Source organism: Mesorhizobium sp. B2-4-2 (assembly GCF_006442845.1).
Taxonomy (GTDB): Bacteria; Pseudomonadota; Alphaproteobacteria; order Rhizobiales; family Rhizobiaceae; genus Mesorhizobium.
Map to the genome: position 1 here is coordinate 19,547 of NZ_VFVM01000011.1, position 15,141 is coordinate 34,687.

Genomic DNA, 15,141 nt, shown 5'->3' on the forward strand with positions numbered 1-15,141 from the left:
ATTCTGGCTGCCGCCCGGCTCATCTCATTCAACTACCGGGATGCATTGTGGTTCCCTCCACATTGGAGAGAGAGCGTGTATCTGCATCGAACTTGGACAGCACACAGTTACAATGCTCGTCTGATATCTCAGGTGGTGATGGCCAGAGGAGACCGTCAAGGGCAAATATCGATTTCGTGAACCGAACGGCAAAGCGAGTGCATTGATGCGGCTGGTACGGTGTTGAATCAGATCGTTGAGCACTCCCAAGTCTAACGGGATGCTCGTGGTGCGTGCGGGCATTCCTCGTCTACATATCGGGCCCAACGATCGGGAGATTGCGATGATCGATCGACGAGGCCTTATTCTGGTCTCCGCGGCGGCGATGTTGCCATTGGGCACATCGGCCGCATGGGGCCAGCGCCAACCCGTGCCGACAACCTTCGATTACGGGCCGGCCAAGCTCGATATCTATGCGCCGGATAGCGCACGCGGATTGCCGGTCGTCTTCTTCGTCCATGGCGGCGCCTGGCGCTCCGGCAAGCGCTCGCAGGTCAACGCGAAGCCGGCCTTCCTGCTCGCCAACGGGTTCTGCCTGGTCTCCATCGACTATCGCATGCTGCCCGAAGCGGAGGTCGCCACCCAGGCCGACGATGTCGAAAAGGCCTATGCCTATGTCCGCGCCAACATTGCCCGGCATGGCGGCGATGCCAGGCGGATCGTGGCCATGGGCCATTCGGCCGGTTGTCACCTCGTTGCGCTGACCGGCATGCGTGGCGGTCTGCCGGGTGTCGCCGCACTGCTTCTCGACGACACCAGGGCCTATGACCTCACCGCGCTTGCCAGGAATGGCGGCATGGCGGGGGCCTATGCGCGGGCCTTCCCCGATCCCGCGCAATGGGCGGCATTGTCGCCGGCCAGTTATGTAGATGGCCGCAAGCACCCACCGACCTTCATCGCCTACTCAGGCGCTTCGGGCCGGGACGGGGACTCCAAGGCGTTCGCCGAGCGCTTGCGCGCCACCGGCACCAAGGTGACGCTGTTCGACGGCAGCGCCTATACGCATATGTCGATCAACCGCGATTTCGGCGAGGATGGCGACGCCTTGACCGGGGCGGCACTGGCATTCCTGAAATCGGCGGTTGGGTGATTGCGGCATCGAAACGGAGCTCTGAACGTCACCGCGAGGAGCGAGGAGGACCGGCCTACCAGCGCGTCTTTTCGCCGGGAGCCGCCGGTTCGATCGCCAGCGCGTGCAGGCCAGCCTTCAATTCGTCGGCCAAAAGCGCGTTGACCGCGCGGTGGCGCTCGATGCGGCTCATGCCGGCAAAATCCTGCGAAACAATGCGGACGCGGAAATGCGTCTCGCCGGTGCCGTCGAACGTAGCCTGGTGGCCGGATTCCACATGATGATGGCCGGCGTGCAGATGGCTTTCGTTGATGACGACCAGCCGCTCCGGCGAAAATGCCTTGCTCAACTTGTCTTCCATGGTTGCCTGTATGGACATTGCCGTCTCCCTTCACCACATATCGCCAGCGGGATCGCGAAAGCCCAACCGACTTCGTTGCATGCCGCGCTTCAACAAAATCGATCCTTCGCCTGCTTTATGCCGCGATTCAGCGGTTAGGGCGATCATCGCGAAAATGTCAATTCTTGTTTCGCATCTGCGAACGCCCCATAAATGGGTTAGATGAAGCCGTATCCCAAATATTTCGAGAAGATCCGCATCCGCCAGGAGAAGGACGCGGAGCTGAAGTCGCACGCGCCGATCTGCCAGTGGGATGGCTGCAAGGAGGCGGGCACCCATCGCGCTCCGGTCGGGCGCATGAAGGAGGGCGAGTATTTCCGCTTCTGCTTCGACCATGTGCGCGAGTACAACAAGGGTTTCAACTATTTTTCCGGCGTTCCGGACACCGAGGTCGCCCGTTTCCAGAAGGAGGCGATGACCGGCCATCGGCCGACCTGGAAGATGGGCGTCAACGGCGCCTCGACGCGCTCGTCTCCCGATATGGCGCAGATGCGCTCCGGCCGCGCCGGCTACTACAACCGGATGCGCGACCCGTTCGACCTGTTCAAGGGGCCGAAGGATCCCCGGGAGGTGCGCGAGCGCAAGGCCAAGCCGCTTGAGGCCAAGGCGCTGGAAACGCTTGGCCTTGATACAAAGGCGACTGGCAAGGAGATCAAGGCGCGCTATAAGGAACTGGTGAAGCGTCACCATCCGGATGCGAATGGCGGCGACAGAGGTTCGGAAGACCGGTTCCGCGATGTGCTCCAGGCCTATCGCGTGCTCAAGCAGGCGGGTTTGTGCTGAGCGACCCAACGGTTCGTGTCGTTTTCCAACTTTCATAAGGGTGGAAAAGGCTCTAAGACCGCCCCCGGAGAAAATCGATTGCCGGCGAAATCAGTCGTTTCGCCCGTGGAGACGTGGATAGAGATGAACAAGGTCGATCGCGACATCGCCAACCTGCCCGACACCACGGTGTCGGTGAAGGACAAATTCGGCTTCGACTCCAAGATGGTGGTGCCGGCCTATTCGGTCACCAGCGAACATGTGCCCGACATCGATCCCGACTATCTTTTCGACAAGGCGACGACGATGGCGATCCTCGCCGGCTTCGCCTACAACCGGCGCGTCATGGTCTCGGGCTATCACGGCACCGGCAAATCGACCCACATCGAGCAGGTCGCGGCCCGCCTCAACTGGCCTTGCGTGCGCGTCAATCTCGACAGCCATGTCAGCCGCATCGACCTCGTCGGCAAGGACGCGATCGTGGTCAAGGACGGCTTGCAGATCACCGAATTCCGCGACGGTATCCTGCCTTGGGCTTATCAGCACAATGTGGCGCTGTGCTTCGACGAGTATGACGCCGGCCGGCCGGACGTGATGTTCGTCATCCAGCGCGTGCTGGAATCGTCTGGTCGGCTGACGCTGCTCGACCAGAGCCGCGTCATCCGTCCGCATCCGGCGTTCCGGCTGTTCTCGACCGCCAACACGGTCGGGTTGGGCGACACCACCGGCCTCTACCACGGCACCCAGCAGATCAACCAGGCGCAGATGGACCGCTGGTCGATCGTCACCACGCTGAACTACCTGCCGCACGACAACGAGGTGAACATCGTGCTGGCCAAGGCCAAGCACTATCGCGACGGCAAGGGCAAGGACATCGTCAACAAGATGGTGCGCGTCGCCGACATGACGCGCTCGGCCTTCATCAATGGCGATCTGTCGACCGTGATGAGCCCGCGTACCGTCATCACCTGGGCCGAGAATGCCGAGATCTTCGGCAATATCGGCATGGCGTTCCGGCTGACCTTCCTCAACAAATGCGACGAACTGGAGCGCTCGGTGGTGGCCGAGTTCTACCAGCGCGCCTTCGGCGAGGATCTGCCGGAGAGCGCCGCCAATGTGGTGCTGGGCTAAGCAGAGCCTCGATGGCGGGTCCGGGCGACAATACGCGCAACAAGTCGAAGACGGGCTCTGAAGCCGACAGCTTCAAGCGCGCCGTCACCGTCTGCATGCGCGCCATCGCCGGCGACAAGGAGCTGGAAGTCGGCTTCGCCAAGGACCGCCCGGCGCTCGCAGGCAGCCGCGCCCGGCTGCCGGAATTGCCCAAGAAGGCGTCCAAGACCGACATAGCCATCACCCGCGGCCTCGGCGATTCCATGGCGCTCAAGCGCGCCTGCCATGACGTGCGCATCCACAGCAGACTGGCGCCGGAAGGCAAGGCGGCCCGCGCCATCTACGACGCGGTCGAGCAGGCGCGCGTCGAGGCGATCGGCAGCCGCGCCATGCAAGGGGTCGCCGACAATATAGGCTCGATGCTGGAGGACAAATACGCCAAGGCCAATCTCGTCGACGTCAAGGACAAGGCCGACGCCCCGATCGAGGAGGCGCTGGCGCTGATGGTGCGCGAGAAGCTGACCGGCCGGCCGATCCCCAAGAGCGGCGAGCGGCTGGTCGAGCTCTGGCGCCCCTGGGTCGAGGAAAAGGCCAGCGCCGACCTCGACGGGCTGTCGTCCAAGCTCGACGACCAGCAGGCCTTCGCCCGCGTCGTGCGCGATATGCTCGCCTCCATGGAAATGGCCGAGGAACTCGGCGACGATCAGGAGACCGAAGACTCAGAGGACAATGACGATAACCAGCCGCAAGGCGAGGAACAGAGCGAGGAAGGCGGCGAGGACGATTCCGGCTCCGAACAGTCGCAGTCCGAGGATGCCGAGGCTTCCGCTGACGACGAGCAGTCGGCCGAGACCGAAGCCTCCGACGCCACTGCCGACGATTTGTCCGACGATGACGATGCCGATGCCGAGACGCCCGGCGAGGCGCGCCGCAATGACAACCCTTTCACCAACCTGCCGAAGGAGATCGATTACAAGGTCTTCACGTCAGCTTTCGACGAGACGGTGGGGGCGGAGGAGCTTTGCGAGGAAGAAGAACTCGACCGGCTGCGCGCTTTCCTCGACAAGCAACTCGCCAACCTGTCCGGCGTCGTCGGCCGGCTGGCCAACCGTTTGCAGCGCCGCCTGATGGCGCAGCAGAACCGGTCGTGGGATTTCGACCTGGAAGAGGGCTATCTCGACCCGGCACGGTTGGTGCGCGTCGTCATCGATCCGATGCAGCCGCTGTCCTTCAAGCAGGAGCGCGACACCAAATTCCGCGACACGGTGGTGACGCTGGTGCTCGACAATTCGGGGTCCATGCGCGGCCGGCCGATCACCGTGGCCGCCACCTGCGCCGACATTCTGGCGCGCACGCTGGAACGCTGCGGCGTTTCGGTCGAGATTTTGGGCTTCACCACGCGCGCCTGGAAAGGCGGGCAGGCCCGCGAGAAGTGGCTGAAGGACGGCAAGCCGCCGAATCCGGGCCGGCTGAACGACCTGCGCCACATCATCTACAAGTCGGCCGACCATCCCTGGCGGCGGGCACGGCGCAATCTCGGACTGATGATGCGCGAGGGCCTGCTCAAGGAAAACATCGACGGCGAGGCGCTGCTGTGGGCGCATAACCGGCTGATCGCCCGACCCGAACAGCGCAAGATCCTGATGATGATCTCCGACGGCGCGCCGGTCGACGATTCGACACTGTCGGTCAATCCGGGCAATTATCTCGAGCGCCATCTGCGCGCCGTCATCGAGCTGATCGAGACGCGCTCGCCGGTCGAGCTGCTTGCCATCGGCATCGGCCATGACGTCACCCGCTATTACCGGCGCGCCGTCACCATTGTCGATGCCGAGGAACTGGCCGGCGCCATGACCGAGCAATTGGCTTCGCTGTTCGCCGAGGAAAGCGCACGCGATACGCGGCGCGGCGGCATGCGGCGCGCCGGATGATCTTTTCGCACGGCGGATTTCGACAAGCACTTTTCGCCGCCATCGCCCTGTTTGCCGGTGCAGCCCCGGTGCCATCCAGTTCGGCCGGCGCGACCTCGGTTGAACCGGTCGAGGTCTTAGCCCGCCCGATCACCGAATTCCGTATAGGCCGTGCCGACAAGCAATTCGGTCCGCTCGAATTCGTCGGCGGGCTGGAGATGACGTCGCCGTCGCGCGATTTCGGCGCGCTGTCGGCCTTCCGTTTCCTGAAAGGCGGTCGCGACTTCGTCGGCGTCGCCGATACCGGATTCTGGTTCTTCGGCACCGTGACCCATGATGCGGACAAGCGCCCGTCAGGCATCGGGGACTTCCGCATGGAACAGATGGTCGATGCATCGGGCCAGCCGATCGACGAGAAATCGGAAGTCGATGCCGAGGGGCTTTCCGTCAAGGACGGCATTGCCACCGTGGGTTTCGAGCGCAACCATCGCGTCGCCCAGTTCAAAATTGCCCCCGACGATATGAAGGCGCCGTTCAGGCAGATGGATTTCCTGGTTCCGGCATGGGAGCTGCGCCGGAACCGAGGCTTCGAGACCGTCACCCACGCCAATGCCAATGGCCGCCACCAAGGCGGCCTGGTCGTGGTGTCGGAAAAGAGCTTGGACAAGGCCGGCAACATCTATGCCGCCATCATCGAAGGTCCGCACAAGGGCGTCTTCACCGTCAAGCGCAACGGCGATTTCGATATCACCGATGGGGCTTTCCTGCCGGATGGCGACCTTCTGCTGCTGGAGCGCAGTTTCACGATGGCAGGAGGCCTCAAGATGCGGCTGCGGCGCGTTGATGGCGAGACCGTGGAGAAGGGCGCGGTCGCCGACGGTCCGGTGCTGCTGGAAGCCGATATGGGCTACCAGATCGACAATATGGAAGGGCTCGACGTCTGGAAGCGCGAAGACGGCGCGCTGATGGTGTCGCTGATCTCCGACGACAACCACTCGATCCTGCAGCGCAATCTCTATCTGGAATTCATTTTGCACCAGGACTGATCTGGCGCTCCAACTGCGAAGCTGAAGTTGAAGGTATTCAACGCCGGCTTCGATTTGGTCGGACGCCTTCCCCCACTCCGTCGAGCGCAACTCGACGGAGTGGGGGTCGACTATTCATCAAATGACGGCGTCCGCTCAGGGTCGCGAGCCGTTGGTGGCGATCCAGATGACATGGCGCGCGCCGCGCTTGCCGTTGGCGCGCGTGCTCACCTCCTCGACCGCGAAACCTGCCTGCTTCAGCCGCCGGGAGAAGCCGCTGTCCGGCCCTTGCGACCACACCGCAAGCACGCCGCCGGGCTTCAGTGCGGTGCGCGCTGCCGCCAGGCCCAGCAGGCTGTACAGCGCGTCGTTGGATTTGTGAACGATGCCGTCCGGGCCGTTGTCGACATCGAGCAGGATGGCGTCCCAGGCCGCGGGCCGGGGTCTTATCAACTGCCCGACATCGGCCTCCCGAACGATGACGCGCGGATCGTCGAGGCAGCCACCAAACAGCTCGGCCATCGGCCCTCGTGCCCACGCGACGACCGCTGGCACCAACTCCGCGACAGTGATTTCGGCATTCTCGCCCAACTCGGCGAGAGCGGCGCGCAGCGTAAAACCCATGCCAAGGCCGCCGATCAGCATTCTCGGCTGTCTGCGGCCGGCGATCCTCTGACAGGAGAGCCTGGCCAACGCTTCTTCCGAGCCGCTGAGGCGGCTGTTCATCAACTCGTTGGTGCCCAGCATGATCGAGAATTCGGAACCGCGCCGCTTGAGCCGAAGCTCCTGCGCGCCATCCGGGATTTTCGCGGAGTCCAGCTGGATCCAGGGAATCACGGACTAGACCGCAGCAACAGCCGGCTGGCTCCAGCGGGCGGCGAGCAGCCGGTAGGGAATTAATGCCACGACGGCGATGATCAGCTTCACGCTGAGGTCGCCAAGCGCCCATGAGACCCAACGCATGGCCTCGACCGGCAGCACGCCCATCAGCGGCGCCGTTTCAAGCGCAAAGCTGTCGCTTGGGCCAACGAAGGCGAAAGCCGCGGAGAAAGCGACGCTGAAGAACACGACGGTGTCGAACACCGAGCCGACCAGTGTGCCAATGATCGGCGCCCGCCACCAGCTCTGTCGGCGCAAACGGTTGAACACGGTCACGTCGAGCAATTGCGCGGTGAGGAAAGCCGCGCCGGACGCCGTCGCGATGCGCACCAGCCGGTCGGCGGCGGTCTCGAATTCGATGAAACCATGGCGGAACAGGAAGGGTGGCACGAAGATCGAGCAGACCACCGCCGTCATGAAGCCGACAAAGACGATCCGGCGCGCCACTGCAGGCCCGTAGCGGCGGTTGGCAAGGTCCGTGACCAGAAAGGAGAACGGGTAGGTGAACGCGCCCCAGGTGAGCAGGTCGGCCAGCGACAAGCCGCCGATCCGACCCTGCATCGGGAACTGCACGAGGATATTCGATGCCACGACGACAAGCGCCATGGCGGCCACGAAGGGCAGGTATCGCGAGAAGGAAGTCATTTTTTTATCCTGGGTAATGGAACCAGCGGAGCGTCATGCCGAAACCGGATCGCGCTCGCTTTGTTCGAGCATCGGATTTCCGAAACCGCCTTGCGGACGGCGACCCGATGTCCAAGGCCAACAAGAGGTTGGCCAGGGCGGTTGTCCCCCGCCTGAAGGCAGTTTACGCGGCAGCCTGCTCGGCGAGCTTCTTGGCGATCTGCTTCTTCAAGAGGCGCGCGCGCTGCGACAGCTCCTTGACGTCAGCCTTGGCCAGGAAGGCGTCGAGACCGCCGCGATGCTCGACCGAACGCAGCGCGTTGGCGGAAATGCGCAGGCGCACATTCTGGTTCAGCGCTTCCGAAATCAGCGTCACATTGACGAGGTTCGGCAGGAAGCGACGCTTGGTCTTGTTGTTGGCGTGGCTCACATTGTTGCCGGTCTGGACTGCCTTGGCAGTGAGTTCGCAGGTGCGGGACATGGTTCTAACCTTCAGTTCTCTCGGGGACCTGCCAAACCTTCGTGCCCACGCCGGGTGGCGCGCGGTTCTGGTCAAGCGGCCTTATGGAAAAAGTTGGCGTTCCATAGTTGCATTTCGCCCATGCGTCAAGCTCCAGCCTGGCCCAGCGGCATTTCATACTAAGGCCGGAATTCGTCGTATAAGCGGTTCCATAGGGACATGCCAGACCGGAGTTGTCCGCCTCCGGTTGAAATCAAGGATCCGATCGCGCCATGCTTCGCTTGCCCCATGCCCTTGCCGCCGCGCTGGCCGTCGCCTCGCCGTCGCCTGCGACGGCCGCCTCGCCGCAGTCCTTCAGGGGCGAATACACAGTGTCGTTTCTGGGCCTTTCTATCGCGAAATCAAGCTTTTCAAGCCATTATGAGAACGGCGTCTACTCGATCGACGGCAGCGTTTCCGCGGCTGGTCTCGCCAAGCTGTTCGATGACACGCGCGGCACGATCTCGTCCAAGGGTACGATTTCGGGCCAGAAGATGGTGCCGCAGGCGTTCCGCGCGGACTACACTTCCGGCAAGAAAGCCTCCGCCATCGACATTCGTTTTGCCAATGGCAACGTCATCTCGACGACGGTCGTTCCCGCGCCGGAAAAGCGCGATCCCGACAGTTGGGTGCCGCTTGGCGCCGGCGACCTGGCATCGGTGCTCGATCCGATGGCGGCAACCGTCATCCATGCCGGCAGCCTCGACAAGGTCTGCGGCCGCACCGTGAGGCTGTATGACGGCGAGATGCGCGCCAACCTGACGCTGAGCTACGCTTCAAAAGGGTCGATCTCGGTGCCCGGCTACAAGGGCGACACCGTCACATGCCGGATGGGTTTCGAGCCGGTGGCGGGCTACCGCAAGGGCCGCAAGGCGCTCAACTACCTCAAGAACAAAAGCCGCATAATGGTGACATTTGCGCCGCTCGGCCAAACCGGGGTATATGCGCCGATCCGCGCGACGGTCGGGACGCAGATCGGCACCTTGACCATCAGCGCCAGGCGTTTCGAAGCAATACAATAAGGCGCCACGCGCGCCGCTGGAGACAGAATGGGGCGCGCGACACTGATCGGCTTTTCGGCCGTGGCCATGTGGGCACTGCTGGCGTTGCTTACGGACGCATCCGGCAAGGTGCCGCCGTTCCTCTTGTCGGCGATCACCTTCTCGATCGGCACCGGGGTCGGGCTTTTCGCGCGCCTTTTCATGCCGGCCGCGGATAAAAGCCAGAGGATACCTCGCCAGGTCTGGGTGATCGGCATTGCCGGCCTTTTCGGCTACCACTTTTTCTACTTCACCGCGCTGCGCAACGCGCCGGCGGTGGAGGCCAGTCTGATCGCCTATCTGTGGCCGCTGCTGATCGTGCTCGGCTCGGCGCTGATGCCGGGCGAGCGGCTGGCCTGGAACCATATCGTCGGCGCGCTGCTTGGCCTTGCCGGCACCGTCCTCATCGTCACCAAGGGCGGCGGCCTCGCCTTCGACGCGCGCTATGCCTTCGGCTACGCCATGGCTGCCGTCTGCGCCGTGCTGTGGTCGTCCTATTCGCTCCTGTCGCGGCGTTTCCCGTCAGTGCCGACCAGCATCGTCACTTGGTTCTGCGCGGCGACCGCGCTGTTGTCGCTTGCCTGCCATCTGGCGCTGGAAGAGACGGTGCTGCCCGCGAGTGCCGGGCAATGGCTTGCCGTGCTCGGGCTCGGCCTGATGCCAGTGGGGGCGGCCTTCTATGCCTGGGATGTCGGCGTCAAGCGCGGCAATATCCAGGTGCTGGGCGCGGCAAGCTATGCCGCGCCGCTCCTGTCGACGCTGGTGTTGATCGCGGCCGGCGTCGCCGAGCCGTCGCTGCGCATTGTCGCGGCCTGCGTGCTCATCACCGGGGGGGCCGCACTTGCGGCAAAGTCGCTGTTCCTGCGCAAGCCCGCTGCTTCCGAAAGCGGAGCCGGTGCATCCGAAGGCGGAGCCCGGGCGTGACGATGCCGTTTCCAGGCGGCATCGACGCCAACGCCAATGCGACGCTGATCTTTTCGCTGGTGGCGGCGGTTGTCTACGCCTTCACATCAGGCATGGCGCCGACGCTCGCCCGTTCGGCGGCAAAAACGCTCGCCGTGGCCATGCTTGCCGTGCTGGCGGCGATGCAGGGCGGGCCGCTGCTACTGGTCGCCGCTCTTGCGCTGAGCGCCATCGGCGACGCCTTCCTGTCGCGGGATGGCGAAAAGATGTTTCTGGGCGGGCTGGGCAGCTTTCTCGCCGCGCATATCGTCTACGTCGTGCTGTTCCTGCGCAGCGGCGGGGGGATGGGAGTGCTGGGGGCCGAACCTTGGCGCGCGGCAATCGCACTTGCGATGGCGGTATTCGTTATTCTCATGCTGGCGGCGCTGTGGCGCCGCGTCGGCCCGGCCCTGCGAGCGCCGATCGCGGGCTATGTCGCGGCCATCCTCGCCATGGGCATTTCGGCGCTGACGACGAGCAGTGCCGCTGTTATCGGCGGTGCCGTGCTGTTCATGGCGTCCGACGCGCTGCTGGCCACGGAACGCTTCCTGGCGGCCGCCATTTCGCCACATCGCGCCTGGATGCGTTTGGCGGTCTGGGTGCTTTACTACGCCGCGCAGCTCGTGATCACGCTTGGTTTCCTGCTGCGCTAAGGGTTTCCGGCTGGGTCAGAGCTGTTTAGGCCGCCAACCAGGCTCCGCCAGTTCAAACGCCGCAAAGTCGAAGCCCGGCGCCACGGTGCAGCCGACCAGGGTCCACTCGCCCAGGCTGCGCGCCGATTGCCACCAGCCCGCCGGCACGACGATTTGCGGCCGCTCGCCGGCCGCAAGCTCGATGCCGAGCACCTGCTCGATCACCCGGTTAGCCTTTGGGCCGCCTTCTTCCCATATCGACAGCGCCAGCGGCGCGCCGGCGTAGAAGTGCCAGGCCTCGGCTGCATCCCTGACGCGATGCCAGGCGGAAACCTGGCCCTGCTCCAGCAGAAAATAGATCGCCGTCGAGTGGCCTCGAGCTCCGCCGCCACCGTCGCGAAAGGTTTCCGTGTACCAGCCGCCTTCCGGATGCGGCTTCATGCCAAGGATGGCGATGATTTCTGCGGAACTCGTCATGGTTTCGACCAGTGTCGCTTGGCCTAGAAATTATCCTTGCGCTTGCGGACCTCGGCAAAAACCTCGACATCCGACGCCTTCTCCATGCCGAGATGCCTGCGGATTGCCGGATCGTGCCAGCGCAGGAAAGGGTTGGTCGACAATTCCTCGCCGATCGTGGTCGGCAGTGTCGGCTTGTTATCGGCGCGCAGCGCTTCAATTTTTGCCGCGCGTTCCTTCAATGCCGAATTGGTCCGGTCGACGCTCAGCGCGAAACGGGCGTTGGCGAGCGTGTATTCGTGCCCGCAATAGATCACGGTCGCGGCAGGCAGTGCCGCGAGCTTCTTCAGGGATCCATACATCACCGGCGGCTTGCATTCGAACAGCCGCCCGCAGCCGAGCGCGAACAGCGTGTCGGCGGTGAACGCCACTTTCGATGCCGGCAGGTGATAGGAGACGTGGCCGGCGGTGTGGCCGGGGGTGGCGATCACTTCAATGCGCTCCTCGCCGAGATGCAGGATCGAACCGTCCTCGACAGTGTCGTCAATGCCGGGAATCTTGGCCTTTTCGGCTTCGGGACCCACGATGCGCAGCTTGAAGCGCTGCTTCAGCGCCAGATTGGCCTCGACATGGTCGGCATGGTGATGCGTGGTCAGGATCATCGTCGGCGTCCAGCCGGTGCGCTTGACCGCAGCCAGGATCGCCGCTTCTTCCGGCGCATCGATAAGCGCGGTCTGACCGCTTTTGGGGTCATGCACCAGCACGCCGAAATTGTCGCTGCGGCACATGAACTGTTCGATTTCGACCGCCATCGCATCTCTCCATCTTTCGCCGCAGACATAGGACGCCGACGCGCGGATGTCATCCCGGAGATGACTAATGTCAGGATGTCATTCGACATCCGGGATCTTGGGACGTCGCGGCCTTTTGTTGAAACCCGCCGATATCGCGGCTACATCCCTGACATGCATTCCGACATCGTCGATCTCCGCTCCTTCTATTCGACAGCGCTCGGTCGCTTTGCCGAGCATTCGATCACCATGGCCTTGTCATCGATATGGGCCACGGTGCCCAATGAGCGGCTTGTCGGGCTGGGCTACACCTTGCCTTGGCTGGAACGGTTCGGCAGCGACGCCGAGCGGGTCTTCGCCTTCATGCCGGCGACGCAGGGCGCCGTGGTCTGGCCAGCGGCGGGGCCGACCGCGACGGCGCTGGTCTTCGACGAGGAGCTTCCGCTGGTCGATTCCTGCATCGACCGCATGCTGCTCGTGCATTCGCTCGAGCATGTCGAAAACCCGCGCGAAACGCTGAACGAGATCTGGCGCGTGCTGTCGCCGGCCGGCCGGGTGGTCATCGTCGTGCCCAACCGGCGCGGCGTCTGGGCGCGGTTCGAACATACGCCGTTCGGCAATGGCAGGCCCTTCTCGCGCGGTCAGCTCACCGAATTGCTGCGCGAGGCGAATTTCACGCCCGCCGCCTGGTCCGACGCCCTGTTCTTTCCGCCATCGCGGCGGCGTTTCATGATGCGCTTCCACAATATGCTGGAGCGCGCCGGCCGGCGGCTGTGGCCGATCTTTTCCGGCGTTATCGTGGTCGAGGCGCAGAAGCGGCTCTATCAGGGCGTGCCGGCCGCCCAGCGCGCTTCGCGACGGGTTTTCGTGCCGGTGCTTTCGCCGCATGCAGCAACGCGGCTCGGCCGGCGAATAGAGACCGGGGCCACGACATCGCCGGGTCCGCGAATGACACCTTCGTGATCATGCCGGAAACTTGCGCCGGACGGCATTTCGCGACCTATCTGTCGCTGACGGGCTCGCAGCCTGGCTGAGTGACCGGTGGCGTCACTACACTTCATCCGGTTTTCAGCACCGCTTTTGAACGCAAGGACTTCAGCTCATGGCCGATGATCCGGACAATGATGCCTCTGCCCGGCCTATCGCTGCGGTCGAAGCTTCGAGCCTGCGTGATCAGGTGGCAACCATCAAGCTGGCGCTTGCCGGGTCGCCGGTCCGCAAAGGGCTACGCTGGGCCTCCATCGGAATGGTTGCCGTCATTGTCGCGACCTCGATCGGCCAGGTTCTGCTCAACCGCTGGAACCAGCCTTTCTACGATGCGCTTGCACGCCGCGACATGCAGGCCTTCCTGCACCAGCTCGCCATTTTTGCCGCCATTGCCGGTGGGCTTCTTGTGCTCAATGTCGGCCAGACCTGGCTCAATCAGACGATCCGGCTGAAGCTGCGCGAGGCGCTGACGCTCGATCTGGTCGATGGATGGATGCGGCCGGCGCGCGCTTTTCGCCTGGCGCATGCAGGCGCCATCGGGGTCAATCCCGACCAGCGCATGCAGCAGGACGCGAGCCATCTTTCCGACCTGTCGACGGATCTTGGCGTTGGCCTGCTGCAATCCCTAATCCTGCTCGCCTCCTTCGTCGGCGTGTTATGGGAGCTGTCCTCGGGCTTCGTCTTCCATGTCGGCGGGACATCGCTCGCCATACCGGGCTACATGGTGTGGGCGGCCATCCTCTATGCCGGAACGGCTTCCTGGCTGAGCTGGCTGGTCGGACGGCCACTGATCCACCTCAACAGCGACCGCTACACACGCGAGGCGGAGCTGCGTTCCTCGATGGTGCGCGTCAACGAGAACATCGATGCCATCGCGCTCGCCCGAAGCGAGCCCGATGCCAGGCGGCGGCTGGAAACCGACCTGGGCACCGTGCTCGGCGCCATGCGACGCATCTATAACGCCCAGATCAATCTCGCCTGGGTGACGGACACCTATGGCTGGATCACCGTGGTGGCTCCCATCCTGGTCGCTTCGCCGGTCTATTTCGCGGGCGATATCAGCTTCGGCGGACTGATGATGGCGGTCGGCGCCTTCAATCAGGTCCATTCTTCATTGCGTTGGTTCATCAACAATATCGGCAGCATCGCCGATTGGCGCGCGACGCTGATGCGCGTCGCCGATTTCCGCATTGCGCTGGATGAGACCGATGTGCTGCACGGCCAGGAAAGGCGCATCGAATTCGGCGAGAATGCAAACGGCAAGCTGACCTTCGAGAAACTCGAAGTGGCCTCGCCGGAGGGCTGCACGAGGCTCGCCGACCAGCATGTCGAGATCCACGCCGGCGAACGCGTCATGCTCACCGGCGAGCCTGGCGCGGGCAAGACGCTGTTCTTTCGCGCCATTGCCGGCCTGTGGCCATGGGGGAGCGGGCGCATCGGCATGCCGGCGGGAGAGACGCCCATCTTCGTGCCGCGCACGCCTTACTTCCCAACCGCCACGCTGCGCGAAGTGCTCGACCGCGTGGACGGGGTTGCGCCGGCAAGCGATGCCGATATCTCAGCCGTGCTGGCCGAGATCGGCCTGGAACACCTGTCGTCGTCGCTCGGCCGCAGCGCGCGCTGGGAGCATGAACTGGCCGACGACGAACTGCGCCTGCTGGCCTTTGCCCGCCTCGTGCTGCGCCAACCAAAATGGGTGATCATCGATGAGGCTCTCGATGCCTTCGACGGACCGACACTGCGGCGGGTGTTGTCGATGCTGGAGAAGCGGCTGGGCGGGGCGACGATCCTCAATATAGGCCGCGGCCAGCACAACAATCAATTCTTCCCGCGCGCACTGACCATCGTGAAGGCGTCCGGCGTGCCGGCCCTGAAGCCCGCGCGCATAAGGGCAGGCGCGATCGAGCCGCCGCCGGCCGCTCCTCGCCGCAAGAAATAGCACTTCCGGCATCTATTCGGACCAGCCCGCGCCACGC

Annotated in this window: 16 protein-coding genes; 10 read left to right on the forward strand and 6 right to left on the reverse strand. The window is 63.9% G+C overall.

All coding sequences use genetic code 11. The features are described 5' to 3' along the window. Positions 1 to 322 precede the first annotated feature (322 nt). The gene (locus FJ942_RS22435) at positions 323 to 1,129 is read left to right on the forward strand and encodes an alpha/beta hydrolase (protein ID WP_140898985.1); all 807 of its coding nucleotides are present in this window, start codon (positions 323 to 325) and stop codon (positions 1,127 to 1,129) included. A 55-nt stretch (positions 1,130 to 1,184) separates the two neighbouring features. On the opposite strand, the gene FJ942_RS22440 is transcribed toward FJ942_RS22435, so the two are convergent. After that, on the reverse strand, positions 1,185 to 1,487 hold the full coding sequence (locus FJ942_RS22440) for a BolA family protein (protein ID WP_140560160.1): 303 nt from the start codon (positions 1,485 to 1,487) through the stop codon (positions 1,185 to 1,187). Positions 1,488 to 1,670: 183 nt separating this feature from the next. On the opposite strand from FJ942_RS22440, the gene FJ942_RS22445 reads away from it, so the two are divergent. The 4 genes from FJ942_RS22445 (at position 1,671) to FJ942_RS22460 (ending at position 6,336) form a co-directional block, all read left to right on the forward strand. Beyond that, entirely contained in the window at positions 1,671 to 2,291 is a 621-nt protein-coding gene (locus FJ942_RS22445; protein WP_140500760.1) for a J domain-containing protein, read from the forward strand. 123 nt (positions 2,292 to 2,414) lie between these two features. Next, positions 2,415 to 3,401: a cobaltochelatase subunit CobS gene (gene cobS / locus FJ942_RS22450; protein WP_140500761.1), complete on the forward strand. Its 987-nt coding sequence runs from the start codon at positions 2,415 to 2,417 to the stop codon at positions 3,399 to 3,401. Between the two features lie 11 nt (positions 3,402 to 3,412). Next, positions 3,413 to 5,311 (forward strand): cobaltochelatase subunit CobT, encoded by a 1,899-nt coding sequence (gene cobT, locus FJ942_RS22455; RefSeq protein WP_140525765.1) that lies wholly within the window; start codon positions 3,413 to 3,415, stop codon positions 5,309 to 5,311. Further along, positions 5,308 to 6,336 (forward strand): esterase-like activity of phytase family protein, encoded by a 1,029-nt coding sequence (locus FJ942_RS22460; RefSeq protein ID WP_140898987.1) that lies wholly within the window; start codon positions 5,308 to 5,310, stop codon positions 6,334 to 6,336. Before cobT ends, FJ942_RS22460 begins: the two co-directional genes overlap by 4 nt. A 135-nt stretch (positions 6,337 to 6,471) precedes the next feature. On the opposite strand, the gene FJ942_RS22465 is transcribed toward FJ942_RS22460, so the two are convergent. From FJ942_RS22465 to rpmB, 3 genes are all read right to left on the reverse strand, one after another. Continuing rightward, positions 6,472 to 7,152, reverse strand: coding sequence for a hypothetical protein (locus FJ942_RS22465; protein ID WP_140898989.1), 681 nt, complete (start codon positions 7,150 to 7,152; stop codon positions 6,472 to 6,474). 3 nt (positions 7,153 to 7,155) lie between these two features. Next, positions 7,156 to 7,839: a queuosine precursor transporter gene (locus FJ942_RS22470; protein WP_140898991.1), complete on the reverse strand. Its 684-nt coding sequence runs from the start codon at positions 7,837 to 7,839 to the stop codon at positions 7,156 to 7,158. Between the two features lie 163 nt (positions 7,840 to 8,002). After that, the gene (gene rpmB, locus FJ942_RS22475) at positions 8,003 to 8,299 is read right to left on the reverse strand and encodes a 50S ribosomal protein L28 (protein ID WP_140500766.1); all 297 of its coding nucleotides are present in this window, start codon (positions 8,297 to 8,299) and stop codon (positions 8,003 to 8,005) included. A 251-nt stretch (positions 8,300 to 8,550) separates the two neighbouring features. Here rpmB and FJ942_RS22480 point away from each other — a divergent pair, with 251 nt between their 5' ends. The 3 genes from FJ942_RS22480 to FJ942_RS22490 are packed head-to-tail and all read left to right on the forward strand — an operon-like array spanning position 8,551 to position 10,952. Continuing rightward, a complete protein-coding gene (locus tag FJ942_RS22480) occupies positions 8,551 to 9,339 on the forward strand; it encodes a DUF3108 domain-containing protein (RefSeq protein WP_140500767.1) in 789 nt (262 codons plus the stop codon). Between the two features lie 27 nt (positions 9,340 to 9,366). Then, positions 9,367 to 10,281, forward strand: a complete 915-nt coding sequence (locus FJ942_RS22485; RefSeq protein ID WP_140513902.1) for an EamA family transporter — start codon at positions 9,367 to 9,369, stop codon at positions 10,279 to 10,281. Continuing rightward, on the forward strand, positions 10,278 to 10,952 hold the full coding sequence (locus FJ942_RS22490; protein WP_140500769.1) for a lysoplasmalogenase family protein: 675 nt from the start codon (positions 10,278 to 10,280) through the stop codon (positions 10,950 to 10,952). The genes FJ942_RS22485 and FJ942_RS22490 overlap by 4 nt, the downstream gene beginning before the upstream one ends. A 15-nt stretch (positions 10,953 to 10,967) precedes the next feature. Here FJ942_RS22490 and FJ942_RS22495 read toward each other — a convergent pair whose 3' ends face one another. Both FJ942_RS22495 and gloB read right to left on the reverse strand, forming a co-directional pair. Beyond that, complete coding sequence (locus FJ942_RS22495) at positions 10,968 to 11,408, reverse strand: cupin domain-containing protein (protein WP_140513900.1); 441 nt, start codon at positions 11,406 to 11,408, stop codon at positions 10,968 to 10,970. A gap of 23 nt (positions 11,409 to 11,431) precedes the next feature. After that, complete coding sequence (gene gloB / locus FJ942_RS22500) at positions 11,432 to 12,199, reverse strand: hydroxyacylglutathione hydrolase (RefSeq protein ID WP_140513899.1); 768 nt, start codon at positions 12,197 to 12,199, stop codon at positions 11,432 to 11,434. A 153-nt stretch (positions 12,200 to 12,352) separates the two neighbouring features. On the opposite strand from gloB, the gene FJ942_RS22505 reads away from it, so the two are divergent. Together FJ942_RS22505 and FJ942_RS22510 are read left to right on the forward strand one after the other, a co-directional pair. Then, positions 12,353 to 13,141, forward strand: coding sequence for a methyltransferase domain-containing protein (locus FJ942_RS22505; protein ID WP_140513898.1), 789 nt, complete (start codon positions 12,353 to 12,355; stop codon positions 13,139 to 13,141). A 139-nt stretch (positions 13,142 to 13,280) separates the two neighbouring features. After that, positions 13,281 to 15,104, forward strand: a complete 1,824-nt coding sequence (locus FJ942_RS22510) for an ABC transporter ATP-binding protein/permease (RefSeq protein WP_140898993.1) — start codon at positions 13,281 to 13,283, stop codon at positions 15,102 to 15,104. Positions 15,105 to 15,141: the final 37 nt, after the last annotated feature.